Here is a 13,599-nt window from a genome sequence, read left to right as displayed (position 1 = left end):
CGTGCTACCGTCCCGCCGTGACGCCTCCTCCGGATCACGACGGCGGCGCGCTCGACGATCGGGGCGCCCGCGACGACACCCCGGCCACCGCGGCCGAGCTCGACGTCCGCCTCTCGGCGGCCCGCTACATCTCCGATCCGGCGACCTCGCTCGCGCTCTGGCTCGCCCTCCGGATGGAGCGGCCGCTGCTGCTCGAGGGGCCGGCCGGCGTCGGCAAGACCGATCTCGCCCGCGCCGCAGCCGAGGCGCTCGGCCGAGGGCTCATCCGGCTCCAGTGCTACGAGGGCCTCGACGAGGCGAAGGCGCTCTACGAGTGGGACTACGCGAAGCAGATGCTCTACACGCAGCTGCTGCGCGACGCCGTCGCGAAGGAGATCGCCGGCGCGACGAGCCTCGCCGGAGCCGCGCGCGCGATCGCGGGGAGCGAGGCGTCGTTCTTCAGCGAGCATTTCCTGATCGCGCGCCCGCTCCTCGCGGCGCTGCGGAGCGCCGCGCCGGTCGTCCTGCTCATCGACGAGGTCGATCGCGCGGACCCTGAGTTCGAGGCGTTCTTGCTCGAGGTGCTCTCCGACATGCAGGTCACGATCCCCGAGCTCGGCACGATCCGCGCCGCGCACCCGCCGCTCGTCCTGCTGACGACGAACGCGACGCGCGAGATGACCGAGGCGCTGCGCCGCCGGTGCCTGCACGCGTTCCTGGACTACCCGCCGCCGTCGCGCGAGATCGCCATCCTGAAGGTCGCCCTCCCGGGGATCGAGCCCCGCCTCGCGGCGCAGATCGTGGCGTTCGTCGGCGCCCTGCGGGCCATGGATCTGCGGAAATCTCCCGCGATCAGCGAGACGCTCGACTGGGCCCGCGCGCTGCTCCTGCTCGGCAAGCGCGCGGTGACGCCGGAGCTCGCGCGCGACACGCTCGGCGTCCTGCTCAAGCACCAGAGCGACCGCGGCGAAGCGGAGGCGAAGCTCGGCACCCTCGTGCGGGCCGCCGAGCACGCGGGGGCGGGCGAGCCGGCTACCTGAGCTCGGCCACCTTCTCGCCGAACAGCTTCTCGAGCCGCCCGAGCATGGCGTCGTTCGGCTCGACGCGGAGATCGCGCCCCAGCGCCAGCACCGCCTCTGCCCCGTCGTCGAGCTGGATCACGAGCTGCACCGGGCACACCCCGGGGCTCGCCCGCAGGAGCGCCCCGAGCCGATCGATGTGCTCGCGCCTGGCGCTGCGCGACTTCAGCGTGATCGCCACGCTCCGGGTCTGCGCGAGGATGGCGTCGGCGAGCGGCTGCACCTCGTCGAGCAGCAGGGTCGGCTCGCGCGGCGCGGCCTCGGCCTCCTCGGCCCCCTCCTCCACCATCGGGAAGCTGATCTTCCCCGAGATCAGGACCGGCTCCCCCCGGTTCAAGAGATCCGCATAGCTCTCGATCTGCTTCTCGCGCACCTTGACCTCGACCCGGCCCGTCGTGTCCTCGAGCACGAAGAACGCGATCTTGCCGCCGCCCCCCTTGAAGATGCGCTCTCGGTAGCCCTCGACCATCCCGCCGACGCGCACCCTGGCCCAGGCATCCATGCCGGCCAGCGCGCTCACCGCGGTCACGTCGAAGCGGTTCAGATCCACGCCGTACCGATCGAGCGGGTGCCCCGAGACGTAGAACCCGAGCGACTGCTTCTCCCGCGAGAGCGTCTCGCGCAGATCCCAGTCCTCGACCATCGGGTAATCGTCCAGCCTCACCTCGCTCTTGGACGCCACCGCCGCGAACAGGCCGATCTGCGCGCTGTTCCGCTCCTTGCTCGCGGAGCGCGAGCGCTCGAGCGCCCTGTCGATGCCGGCGAACGCCCGCGCCCGCGAGATGCCCCGCGCGAGGAGGCTCGCGTCGAACGCGCCGCACTGCACGAGCGCCTCGAACACGCCCTTGTTGACCCGCCGCGGATCGACCCGCTCGGCGAAGTCGAACAGATCCGCGAACGCGCCGCCCGCGTCCCGCGCCTCGAGGATCGCCTCGAGCGCCGACTCGCCGATGCCGCGGATCGCGCCCATTCCGAAGCGGATCTTCGGATCGTACGGGTCCCTCACCCGCGAGCCTCCGCGCCGGGTGCCGGCCACGCGCTTGCCGTTCGTCGCCGGCTTTGCGCTGTAGACGACGGTGAAGTCGGTCTTGGACTCGTTGATCTCGGGCGGGAGGATCTCGACCCCCCACGCGCGCCCCTCCGCGATGATCCGCACGACCTTCTCGATCTTGTCGCGGTCGGCCGTCATCAGCGCGCAGAGGAACTCGACCGGGTAGTGCGCCTTGAGGTACGCCGTCTGGTAGGTGAGCAGCGCGTACGCGGCAGAGTGGCTCTTGTTGAAGCCGTAGCCCGCGAAGTACTCGAGGAGCCCGAAGATGCGCTCGGCGTCCTCGCCCTTCACCCCGTTCTTGAGCGAGCCGTCGACGAACGTCGCCTTCTGCTTCGCCATCTCCTCGGGCTTCTTCTTGCCCATGGCGCGCCGGAGCAGATCGGCGCCGCCGAGCGTGTAGCCCGCGAGCTTCTGCGCGATCTGCATAACCTGCTCCTGGTAGACGATGACGCCGTACGTCGGCTGGAGGAGCTCGTCGACGAGCGGGTGCATCTTCTCGATCGGCTTGCGGCCGTGCTTGCAGTCGACGAAGTCCTTCACCATGCCGGTGCCGAGCGGCCCGGGCCGGTAGAGCGCCACGGCGGCGACGATGTCCTCGAAGGCGTCCGGCTTGAGGTCCTTGAAGAGCTGCTGCATGCCGCTCGACTCGAGCTGGAACACCCCGGTGGTCTCGCCCGACTGGAGGAGCGCGTAGGTGGCGGTGTCGTCGAGCGGCACCGCGTTCACGTCGAAGCGCTCGCCCCCCTTGCCCGCGAGGTCGGGCCGCGCGTTCACGAGCCGCACCGCGATGTCGATGACGGTGAGCGTCTTCAGCCCGAGGAAGTCGAACTTCACGAGCCCGGCCAGCTCGGCGTCGTCCTTGTAGTACTGCGTGACGAGCTGGTCGCCGTTCTTGAAGCAGGGGACGTGGTCCCAGAGCGGCCCCTCGCTGATCACGACGCCGGCGGCGTGCATGCCCGCGTGCCGCGTCAGCCCCTCGAGCTTCTGCGCCTGCTTCAGGAGCTCCGCGACCGTGGGGTCGCTCTCCTTGAGGGCCTTGAGCTTCGGCTCGATCTCGAGCGCCTCGGGGATCGTGTACATGATCCCCGGGCTCTTCTGCGGGATGAGGCTCGCGATCTTCTGCGCCTCGTTCGCGGGGAACGCCATCGCCCGCGCGACGTCCTTGATCACGCTCCGCGCCTTGAGCTCGTGGAACGTCGCGATCTGCCCGACGGAGGGCTTGTCGGCCTCCTTGCTGTACTTCTTGGTGACGTAGGAGATGACCTCGTCGCGCCGGTCCATGCAGAAATCGACGTCGAAGTCGGGCATGCTCACGCGCTCCGGGTTCAGGAAGCGCTCGAACAGCAGGTTGTACGGGAGCGGATCGAGATCGGTGATCTCCATGGCATAGGCGACGAGCGAGCCCGCGCCCGATCCGCGGCCCGGCCCGACCGGGATGCCGTGGTCCTTGGCGTACTTGATGAAGTCCCAGACGATGAGGAAGTAGCCCGGGAAGTCCATCTGGACGATGACGTTGAGCTCGATGTCGAGCCGCGCGCGGTAGGTCGCCTCGTCCACTCTCCTGCCCGTCTGCGCGATCTGGGCGAGCCGCTTCGTGAGGCCGTCGTGCGCCACGTGCCGGAAGTACGACGCCGAGTCCGAGAACCCGCTCGGCAGCGGGAACGTCGGGAGCATCGGCTTGCCGAGCTTGAGCTTCAGCGCCGAGCACCGCTCGGCGATCTCGAGCGTCGACCGCAACGCCTGCGGGTGGTCGCGGAACAGGTGCATCATCTCGTCGGCGGGCTTGAGGAACATCTCGAAGCTGCCGTGGTGCGCGGCGCTCGCCTCCGCGAACGTGCGGTTGGCCGCGATGCACGACAGGTAGAGCTGCCCCTCGCCGTCCTCGCGCGCGCCGAAGTGCGCGTCGTTGGTCGCGACGAGCGGAAGCCCCAGATCGCCCGCCGCCCGCGCCAGGATGCCGTTGAGCACCGACTGCTCGACCATCCCGTGGTCCTGCAGCTCGACGTAGAGGCTCCCCGGCTGGAAGCAGTCCCTCAGCCGGCTGAGCGCCTCGCGCCCCTCCCCCTCGCCCTGCTCGAGGATCCGCTGGGCGACCACGCCGCCCATGCAGCCGGTCAAGCCGATGAGCCCCGCGCTGTACTGCGCCACCGTGTCGAGCCGCACGCTCGGCGCGAGCCCGCTCGCGGGATCGACGTGCCCCTTGGAGACGATGCGGACGAGGTTCTTGTAGCCCTCCTCGGACGCGGCGAGCAGCACGAGGTGATCGACGGGCGTCTCGTCCACGCCCGAGCGCGACACCTGCCCCGCGGCCGCGCCCCAGCCGCGGGCGACGTTGACCTCGCAGCCGATGATCGCGCCGATGCCCTGCTCCTTGCAGGCCTTGTAGTGCTGAATCGCCCCGAACATGTTCCCGTGGTCGGTCAGGGCGACGGCGCGCATTCCCAGCGATTTGGCGCGCGCGGCCAGGTCCTTGACGCGCAGCGAGCCGTCGAGGAGCGAGTACTGCGAATGCACGTGGAGGTGGATGAACTCAGCGGTCACAGCAGGCTTCCGGGGGGCTTCTCATCGTGGTTGTAGTCTGGAAAGACCGGTAATCGTGGAGAGGGCGCGGCGAGCGAGATCGGGAGGCGTCGGGACAATCCACCAGCGCTCGCCGGCGGGCTCACATATAGCGCATTGCGCAGCGGGGATCGCCCTTGATGAGCCGCGCAGGCCGGCGCTAGCATGTGCGCCCGTTTGAGAGCACTTGCCTGATCTGGGGTGGGGTTTCCAGAAAGTGAGGTCGATGATGCGTCAATCCCGTATCGCCGTCGCGGTGTATTTGGCGACCGCGCTCGTGTCCGCTGCCGGTTGTGGCTCCGAGGCCGCGGCGCCTGTCGTTCAAGACGTCGACCTCGGTCAGCCGCCCGCGCCGGGGCCGGAGCAGGCAGGGGATGGCGATGGCGTCGCGTTCGCGATCGACCGGCTCTTCCTCGGCGATACGGATCGCGACGGGAAGAAGGTGGCCGGCAGCTGGAAGCAGTACGGATTCAACCTCGACGGCAAGGTGTCCAGCACCGTATCACAGGACCTGTGCAAGCCGGTGGACGATACCGCCCCTTCGGAGGTCTATCCGGACGGCGCCGACGGGATCGACAACGCCTTTGGCAGCAAGCTCGTCGGCCTCATCTCCAACCTCCTGACCGACCCGTCGACCCGGGTCAGCGACGCCATCGGCAAGGGCGATTTCACGGTGATCTTCAAGGTCGACGGGCTCGGCGAGCGGTCGTCCTACAACCCCCTCACCGCGAAGCTCTACGGCGGCGCCACGCTGGGCGAGGCGCCCACCTGGGATGGCGCCGACCGGTGGCCTGTCGTACCGGAGCTCCTCGCCGACGCTCAGGACGTCGAGAGCGCCAAGGTGGTGTTCCCGGCCAGCTACGTCGTCGACGACACATGGGTTTCGGGCCCGGATTCACAGGTCACGTTCCAGCTGAACTTGACGATCTCGGACACCATCATCGGTCTCACGATCCGCAATGTGAGGGTCGCGATGGATCTCGCGCCCGATCACAAATCGGTGGTCAAAGGGACCATCGCCGGCGTGCTCGAGACAGCTGTCCTCGTCGAGGAGCTCCGCGGCGTCATCGGCGCCGTGCAGCCGAATTTCTGCGAAGGCCCCGCGCTGGAGACGATCCTCGACCAGGTCCGCCGCGCCTCGGACATCATGAAGGATGGCAGCCAGGACCCGGGCAGGGAGTGCGACGCCATCTCCATCGGCATCGGGTTCACCGCGAAGGCGGTCCAGCTGGGCGAGATCGCGCCGCCTGCCGAGACGACCGGCGTTCCGTGCCAGCCGGCGCCCGCAGACGAAGGCTGAGCGCCGCGCGACTCCCATCCACCGGCGGCCGCTGCGTCGCGCACGCCACCTGGGCTCCGCGGGCACCTCCCGGGTGCCCGCGCCCGCCGGAATCCCCACAGCCTGCGACGTGCAGCCTGCTCCGCTGGCTCCGACCCCCCGCGAAGATCGTGCTCGCGCCTGAGCCGTCGCGCCCCCCGCGAGCGTCTCAAGGAGCGACCCCACCCGTCCAGGGCACGCGCTGAGGCAAGGGAGGGCTTGCCAGCGCGCTCTCTCGGTCCGCCCGCTGGTGGGCGGGCCGAGAGGCGCCCTCTTCCTGGTTTCGTTCGTCCTGACTTTTCGCTAGAAGTCGGCATCGCTTCGAGCGTCCACCACGCAAATACCCGATGGCGGTGAAGATTCATGGCGAGCCGCCGTCCAAGGGCGTCAGCCCGGCGGGTCGCCGATGCGAGCTCTGGCTCGTGCCCCTCAGAGGAGAACAAGGTCCATGCGTAGATACGTCGCTTCCGTTCTGTGCGCCGTGATGATGATTGGCGCTGCCGCCGCGACGGCGGGTTGCACGGCCAGCGCCTCGTTCAACGCCGGCAAGGAGCCGGTGGCCGAGCCCCCGCCCCCGCCCCCGCCGGAGCCGAAGCCCGAGCCGAAGGAGGAGAAGAAGCCCCGCCCGCGCTTCAAGCTGACGTTCAAGCTCAAGGGCAACGAGGTCTCTCTCCCCGGCCCGGTGGTCTTCGAGACGAACAGCGACAAGCTCCTGCCCGAGAGCGACGAGGTCCTCAACCTCGTCGACGAGTTCCTGAAGCAGCGGGAGGATGTCAGCCTGCTCCGCGTCGAGGGCCATACGGACTCGGACGGTGAGGACGCCGCGAACCAGACGCTGTCCGAGAAGCGCGCGATGGCGGTCGCTCGCTGGCTCGTCGCGAAGGGGAACGACTGCAAGCGCTTCATCGCCGTCGGGTTCGGCGAGACCAAGCCGGTCGCCGACAACAACACGCCCGAGGGCAAGGCCCAGAACCGCCGCACCGGGTTCTTCATCGCGGCCATCAAGGGCAAGGCGGTCGACAAGCAGCCCGTGGACGGCGGCGGCAAGGTCGCCGGCGACGCCTGCAAGTGACGCACCTGCGCCGGCCGCGCTCCGGGCCGCGCACCGCGAACACCGCGGGCCCGGGCAAGCCGGCGCGCTCCCCTTCTGCTGACGGCTGACGGCGGAGCCCAGTGGCCGGCGCGAGCGCCCTTCGGAGCGCTCCGGCCACGGGCGCCGCCGCGTTCTCCCCGCGCGCCGGCGGTCGACGCCGCCCTGCGATCCTTCTTTTCTTGCCTCCCCCACCAGCTTCACTATCGGTACGTCTCCACGACATGCGGAGACGTCACGACAGGCCCCTGGGTCGCCTCCTTTCCATCGCCCTCCTCTCGGTCGGCCTCTTCGGCTGCAACTCCGGGGCGGGCGACGTCCGCCCGTGGACGCGGGACGACCACGATCCGCCGAACCCCGGCGAGGGGCAGGGCCAGGGCGGCAAGGTAGCCGCTCGGCCGGTCGCGTCCGACGAGACCGATCCAGGGCTGATCGAGCTCGCCTGGCAGCGAAACTGCGCCACCTGCCACGGCAGGGCCGGGCGAGGCGACGGCCCGCAAGGCCCGATGGTCCGCGCCCCGGACCTCACCGACGCGGCATGGCAGGATCGGGTGACCGACGCCCAGATGGCCGACACGATCAGGAAGGGAAAAAACAAGATGCCCGCGTTCGACCTGCCGCAGCCGGTGATCGAGGGCCTCGTGAAGCGCGTCCGCACCAACCGAGCGCGCTGAAGCTCGATGAGCTCGACCTCGCAGCACGATCGCGATGAGGCGCCGGAGGAGAGGCCGGCGGAGCCGGAGGAGAGGCCGGCGGAGCCGGAGGGCCGGCCGCTGTGGCTCCGGCGCCTCGCGCCAGCGATCCTCCTCCTGGGCGCGCTGGTTGCGGGGAGCATCCTCGTCAATCGCCTGCCCGAAGAGCGGGAGGTCGAGCTGCGGCTCGACGACGCAGCGACGGTCGTGCAGCTCGACGTGACGTGGACGGATTCTTCTTCGGGCGACCGTGCGGACGACACGGCGACGGTCATCGACAGCTCATGGCGCTTCGCCGAGGGCACGGCCCCACGGGCTGTCCACACGAAGGTGTCGCTCCCGGATGGCCTCTACCATGTGGAGATCACGGTCGGCAGGAAGGGCGGGCACGACGTGACGAGCCGGGCCATCACGCTCGCCGACGAGTCCCGGATCACGCTGTTCGTGCACTGAACGGCGCCGAGCGCGTTCCCGCTGGCCTCGCGGTGCGCGCTTCGGCCGGCGCTCCTGGAACGAGCCCAGCAGCAGCCGGATGCGCCGGAGACCTGCCGCGCGCATTGCGGTCGCCCGGCGCACGAGACCGTTGACGCCCGGAAACCGACAAGCAAGGCAGCGCCGTGAGTTGGACGCGTGTCTCTGAGGTACCACCTCGCGTCCAGCGGGCCGCACGCAACCCTTGATGAAAGACCCTCGTTCTTAAATATAAACCATTGTTATTATTGATATTTTCTTGCTTCCAGTGGCAACGTTTCGGGTGGGAATGGAATGTGAGAACGAATTCCCTTGATGCGTTCCCCCCGAAACCGCTACTTCTTGGCCCGCGGAAGCAGGGCGTGGCACCTTATCCTACAACCACTTACACGCTCTGACTGGGACGACCGTGGTGCATCGTGGTGCCCCCCCGGAGGGAGCGACCATGCGGCCTGTACAGTGCCGCTGGAGGCGGAGAAGGAGAACCGATGAGGATCACCCCGTGGTATCTGGCTGCGCTCGCCCCGTTCGCCGCCATTGGTTGCAGTGGCGCGTACCTCGGCCACGCCGCTGTCGTCGCGTTGACGATCGGCATCTTTCTCGGGACCCTTTCGCTCGGCCGCACCCCGAGCTCGAGCCCCGCCCCGCCGAACGCCCCTGTCTCCTGACTTTCTCGCCCAGCTGCCGCCTGCTGCACCTCGACGCGAGGGTTTCCCGAGCGCGCGACATCGCTGGCGCTTACGCTCGGGGAGCGTGAGGTCATGACGCAAGACGCCTCGGCCGGCCGGCTCAAGCGGCTCGAAGAGTTCACGCTCATGGACCTGGAGTCCGTGCACCTCATCCTGCGCGGCGACTCGGTCATCGACTGGAGGAGGCTCAACCTGCAGGGCGAGCAGGCGGCGCGGGATCTCTTGCTGGCGCAGGAGTTCCGCCCGGACGAGCCGGGGGATCGCGCTCACCTCGAGAGCGTCAAGAACGAAGCGATCGCGTACCTGCGCCGCCATTTCGAGTTCCCGATCCCGAGCCCGGTCGCTCGCGCTTCGGTCGAGGAGATCCTGCTGCTCGCCTCGGGCAAGGGCCACCGCCAGCTCTGCGCCTGCACGATCCTCAAGGCGATGCACATCATCCATCACCTGGCCGGGCGCGAGCTCCTCTTCTCGATCCCCATGTCGGACCAGGACGTCTTCCACCTCGTCGAGGAGAAGGTGTACCGGGTGATCGGCGGCATGCTCGCGGCGGGCTTCCCGATCACCGAGTTCATCGGCGGGCGGAAGAACAAGGACTCGCTCTACACGAAGCTCCTGTCGAAGACCGACACGACCGCGGCGGCCATCTACGACAAGCTCCGCTTCCGCATCGTCTGCCGCACCGTGGACGATCTGCTGCCGGTGCTCCTGTACCTGTCCGAGCGGCTGTTTCCGTTCAATTACGTCGTGCCAGGCGAGAGCACCAACACGATCCTGCGGTTCCGGAGCTACTGCGAGACGCGGCCCTTCCTTCAGCCGATGCTCGAGGCGTTGCAGACCGACGTCGACGACGGGCTCACGGCAGGCGACAACAGCTTCAGCGATCGGAGCTACCGCGTGATCCACTTCGTCGTCGATCTGCCGGTGCGGCTCCCCGCCGAGATCCTCGACATGGCGCCGCCCGCGGCCTGGGCGCTCGGGCCGATCATCTTCGTCCTGTGCGAGTTCCAGCTGATCGACCGCGAGACCGAGGCGGCGAACGAGGTCGGCGAGGCGAGCCACGCCAGGTACAAGGAACGGCAGAAGCAGGCCGTCATGCGCAGGCTCAAGCTCGGGGTCCGCTCCACCCGTGACCCGGCGAACGGCGGACCCAAGCGAGATCGCTAGGCGCCGCGGTCGGCGCGGGTCGCCGTCCAGACGCCGTAACGACGAGGCCGCTGGCGCGCAGCACCGCTGGACCGCGCGGCGAGCCTGCACCGGCGTGGCGAGACCCATACCGCGCAGCGCATCCGACCGCGCAGCGCACGGACAGAACGGCCACGGCGCGGCGGATGCGTGGGGCAACACCGCGACGAATCGAGCGGGCAGGCCGGAGAGATCCGCGGGATATCCGGGAGGTGCGTCCCTGGAGAGCGGAACGCGCGAGCAGGGCGGCGAACGCCGCTGCGACGCCGGGAGCAGTCGGGCTATCGGAGCAGAGGCCGCCGAGCGAACAGCCCGGACGGTGACCGACGGCGCTCGATCGAGGAGCCCTGCCGGCCCCTCAACGACACCGCCGGACGGGCGGGCTCAGATGCGGCCCTTCAGCGCGTCGCGATCGAGGACGACGATCCGGCGGCGATCGATCTCGATCACCCCCTTGCGACGGAGATCGCCCAGGGTGAGCGTGACGGTCTCGCGCGTGGAGCCGATCATGCTCGCCATCTCCTGATGGGTGAACGGCGCGGAGATGAGCACCCCGCGCGGATCGGGGATGCCCCAGCGCGTCGCGGCCTTGAGCAGGAACTCACAGAGGCGGGCCTCCACGTTGCGGAAGAGCATGGACGCCAGGCGCTCCTCGGTGTCCGTGTGCCGCTCGACCAGCGTGGTCACGATGGCGGCGGCGAAGTTGGCGTCGCTCGCCATCAGGTTGCGCACCGTCGCGAGGGGGACGAGGAGCGCCTCGACGTCCTCCGTGGCGATCGCGCTCTCCCGGTGGGCCGTGACGCCCCCGAGCGCAGCCTCGCCTAGCACGTCGCCGGCCCCTCTGTAGCCGAGCGATAGGCTGCGCCCGTCGCTCATCCCGCGCACCAGCCGGACTCGGCCGAGGCTGAGCATGGCAAGGGCGGTCGCTGCGTCGCCCTGCGTCACCAGGTGACGCCCTTTCGCGACGCGTTGGATCGTCCCTCCGTCCGCCAGCGCCGACTGCGTGGCCGGGGAGGCCGCGTTGCCGATCGCGCCGCGCCGGACAACCCGCCGCTTGCGGGAGTCCAGGTCGAGTCCACCGTCGTTCCCGAGCGCGCCAGGCTGGACCCTGACGCTCCGTGCCATCGCATCCTTACCCATCATCATCGCGGCTGCTCCTGCGGTTTGCGGTGTCGCGGTCCTACTGTTCCGGGGGGCCCCACCGGCTGGGGGGCCCGACTTGTGCCGGAACCTCCCACTTGCGTTGACATCCTGGATACCCGGCCCGTACCTTTCGGTTCGAGCCGGGCACGCCCCGTGAATGAACCCCTGCACGGGGGAGCCAGTTCGACCGCTCCTCCAGCTACGGACGTTGGATGCGCCTCTTTAGCGGCAAAATTACTCCCCTCACAGAAGAACTCGTCCGCGCGCTCGTGGACAACCGCGATATCGAGTGCGAATCGAAGAAAGAGGTCGCGCTCGACGTCGAGTCGGTCTTCACGAGCTACCTGCACGCAGAGCGGGAAGCGACCGAGCGGGCGAAAGAGATCCTCCAGGCACGCGGGCTGCCTCAAGGCGAGTTCAACCGGGTCAAGCGCCTGGCCGCGGAGCAGAAAGGGATCAAGACAGGCGAGGAAACCATGGATTATCTCCTCGACCAGCTGCTCGAGATGCTGATGCACTCGAACAACGTCGAGGAGGTGTTCGTCGAGGACCACGACCTGCGCCGCCGGATAAGGCCCATCCTCCGGAAGTACCTCGAGATGGACGAGGCGCTCGACACCGAGGTGCGCGGCAAGCTCCGCCACGTGCAGGAGGGCTCCCGCACATGGGAAATCGAATACCAGCGGGTCATGGGCGAGATCCAGCGACGCAAGGGGCTGCTGTAATCGCCGCCGCCAGGCAGGCGGGCTCTCAGCCGAGCAGGCGAACCGCCTGCGGCGTTTGCCGGTCCAGCGAGACGCCGTCCGCCCCATGGCCTCGGCGCCCGATCCGCAGGGACACCGCCTGTAGGACAAGCACGCACCATCTGCGACCACGCCCGCGGCGGCGCGTTCCTTCTGCCAGATCGGGCTTCGTCGTGGTACCGGAGGACATCATGAGCTGGATTCCGAAGGTCGAGGCGAAGCGCCACTTCTGTCATAAATGCAAGAACGAGCTCATCTTCGAGGTGAAGCTCCAGCGCGCGGACACCTGTCCCCACTGCGGTGTCGACCTCCACTGCTGCAGGAACTGCGAGAACTGGGACCCAGCCGCGCACAACCAGTGCAAGGAGCACATCGCCGAGTACATCCCGGATCGGGAGAAAGCGAATTATTGTACTTTCTTCACGTTCAAGAACGGCGTACCGGAAGACAACTCGAAGCGCATCGCGGATTCTCGCTCCAAGCTCGACAACCTTTTCAAGAAGAAGTAGGCGCCCGCCGGGGGAGCACGCACATGTCCACGCCTCGCTACTTGATCACCGGCGGTGCCGGGTTCATCGGAAGCAACCTCGTCGCGGCGCTGACCGCCGCCGGCGAGCGCGTCCGCGTCCTCGATAACCTCGCGACCGGCCGATGGGAGAACCTCGACGGGCTCCCCCACCAGTCGCTGATCGAGCGCATCACGGGGGACATCCGGGACGCGGCGGCGGTCGCGACGGCGGCCAAGGGGGTCGAGGTCGTCCTCCACCAGGCCGCGCTCGGCTCGGTCCCGCGCAGCGTCGAGTCGCCCATCGAGTCGAACTCCGTCAACGTCGGCGGCACGGTCACGGTGCTCGACGTGGCGCGCCGCCAGGGCGTGCGCCGGGTGCTCTTCGCCGCGTCGTCCAGCGCGTACGGCGAGACGCCCGTCCTCCCGAAGCACGAGGGCATGGAGCCGATGCCGCTGTCGCCGTACGCGGTCACGAAGCTCGCCTGCGAGCACTACATGAAGGTCTTCGCGGGCATCTACGGCATCGAGACCCTGAGCCTGCGTTACTTCAACGTCTTCGGGCCGAACCAGACGCCGGACGGCGCCTACGCCGCGGCGATCCCGCGGTTCGTCGACGCCGCCCTGCAGAGCCGGCCGATCCCGATCTTCGGCGACGGCGAGCAGACGCGCGACTTCTGCTTCATCGAGAACACCGTCCTCGCGAACCTCCTCGGCGCGACGTCGCCGAAGAAGTTCAAGGGTGAGGTCATCAACATCGCCGGCGGACGCAGGATCGGGCTGAATGAGCTCTGCAAGGAGATCTCGCGGGCCCTCGGGCGGGACGTCGCGGTCGAGCACCTCCCCGCCCGCGCCGGGGACATCCGCCACTCGCTCGCCGACATCTCGCGCGCGGCCGAGCTCATCGGCTACGAGCCCCGCGTACGCTGGGAGGACGGCATCGTCCCCACGGTCACGTACCTGCGGACGCTCCGTGAGAAGGGCCCCGCGGCCGCGTCGGCCACGGTGACCTGTGGCAAGGTTCCGCTGCCCAAGGCCCAAGGGGCCTCGGACAGCGGGCAAAAGGCGAGCTAGGTAGAGCGGGGGCGGCTCGTGCGG

The 13,599-nt window shown here is 68.9% G+C and carries 12 protein-coding genes; 10 read left to right on the top strand and 2 right to left on the bottom strand.

All coding sequences use genetic code 11. The annotated features are described in order from the left end of the window. Nucleotides 1-17 precede the first annotated feature (17 nt). Complete coding sequence (locus tag ACSRUE_RS29185; protein WP_437767512.1) at nucleotides 18-1,019, top strand: AAA family ATPase; 1,002 nt, start codon at nucleotides 18-20, stop codon at nucleotides 1,017-1,019. Here the strand turns inward: ACSRUE_RS29185 and dnaE are convergent. Continuing rightward, nucleotides 1,012-4,650, bottom strand: a complete 3,639-nt coding sequence (gene dnaE, locus ACSRUE_RS29180) for a DNA polymerase III subunit alpha (protein ID WP_441286442.1) — start codon at nucleotides 4,648-4,650, stop codon at nucleotides 1,012-1,014. The genes ACSRUE_RS29185 and dnaE overlap by 8 nt on opposite strands. 244 nt (nucleotides 4,651-4,894) lie before the next feature. On the opposite strand from dnaE, the gene ACSRUE_RS29175 reads away from it, so the two are divergent. The 6 genes from ACSRUE_RS29175 (at nucleotide 4,895) to ACSRUE_RS29150 (ending at nucleotide 10,092) form a co-directional block, all read left to right on the top strand. After that, the gene (locus tag ACSRUE_RS29175; protein WP_441286441.1) at nucleotides 4,895-5,968 is read left to right on the top strand and encodes a hypothetical protein; all 1,074 of its coding nucleotides are present in this window, start codon (nucleotides 4,895-4,897) and stop codon (nucleotides 5,966-5,968) included. 466 nt (nucleotides 5,969-6,434) lie between these two features. After that, a complete protein-coding gene (locus ACSRUE_RS29170) occupies nucleotides 6,435-7,058 on the top strand; it encodes an OmpA family protein (protein ID WP_437300788.1) in 624 nt (207 codons plus the stop codon). Nucleotides 7,059-7,300: 242 nt separating this feature from the next. Beyond that, complete coding sequence (locus ACSRUE_RS29165) at nucleotides 7,301-7,750, top strand: c-type cytochrome (protein ID WP_441286440.1); 450 nt, start codon at nucleotides 7,301-7,303, stop codon at nucleotides 7,748-7,750. A gap of 6 nt (nucleotides 7,751-7,756) precedes the next feature. After that, the gene (locus ACSRUE_RS29160; protein WP_441286439.1) at nucleotides 7,757-8,221 is read left to right on the top strand and encodes a hypothetical protein; all 465 of its coding nucleotides are present in this window, start codon (nucleotides 7,757-7,759) and stop codon (nucleotides 8,219-8,221) included. 506 nt (nucleotides 8,222-8,727) lie between these two features. Continuing rightward, nucleotides 8,728-8,907 carry a hypothetical protein gene (locus tag ACSRUE_RS29155; protein ID WP_012236385.1) on the top strand — a complete coding sequence of 60 codons (180 nt, stop codon included), beginning with the start codon at nucleotides 8,728-8,730 and terminating at the stop codon, nucleotides 8,905-8,907. A gap of 93 nt (nucleotides 8,908-9,000) precedes the next feature. Beyond that, nucleotides 9,001-10,092, top strand: coding sequence for a TIGR04552 family protein (locus tag ACSRUE_RS29150; RefSeq protein WP_437767506.1), 1,092 nt, complete (start codon nucleotides 9,001-9,003; stop codon nucleotides 10,090-10,092). Between the two features lie 402 nt (nucleotides 10,093-10,494). Here the strand turns inward: ACSRUE_RS29150 and ACSRUE_RS29145 are convergent, their stop codons facing one another. After that, nucleotides 10,495-11,235, bottom strand: a complete 741-nt coding sequence (locus ACSRUE_RS29145) for a Crp/Fnr family transcriptional regulator (protein ID WP_272099495.1) — start codon at nucleotides 11,233-11,235, stop codon at nucleotides 10,495-10,497. Nucleotides 11,236-11,522: 287 nt separating this feature from the next. Between ACSRUE_RS29145 and ACSRUE_RS29140 the strand changes: the two genes are divergently transcribed. From ACSRUE_RS29140 to ACSRUE_RS29130, 3 genes are all read left to right on the top strand, one after another. Further along, nucleotides 11,523-11,978, top strand: coding sequence for a DUF507 family protein (locus ACSRUE_RS29140; protein WP_441286438.1), 456 nt, complete (start codon nucleotides 11,523-11,525; stop codon nucleotides 11,976-11,978). Nucleotides 11,979-12,187: 209 nt separating this feature from the next. After that, nucleotides 12,188-12,505, top strand: coding sequence for a hypothetical protein (locus tag ACSRUE_RS29135; RefSeq protein WP_437767504.1), 318 nt, complete (start codon nucleotides 12,188-12,190; stop codon nucleotides 12,503-12,505). A 23-nt stretch (nucleotides 12,506-12,528) separates the two neighbouring features. Next, entirely contained in the window at nucleotides 12,529-13,575 is a 1,047-nt protein-coding gene (locus ACSRUE_RS29130) for an SDR family oxidoreductase (RefSeq protein ID WP_437767503.1), read from the top strand. Nucleotides 13,576-13,599: the final 24 nt, after the last annotated feature.

This window comes from Sorangium sp. KYC3313, assembly GCF_052075895.1.
Lineage (GTDB): Bacteria > Myxococcota_A > Polyangia > Polyangiales > Polyangiaceae > Sorangium > Sorangium cellulosum_B.
The sequence above is the reverse complement of the archived record's forward strand: the minus strand, read 5'-3'. Positions and strand labels throughout refer to the sequence as shown.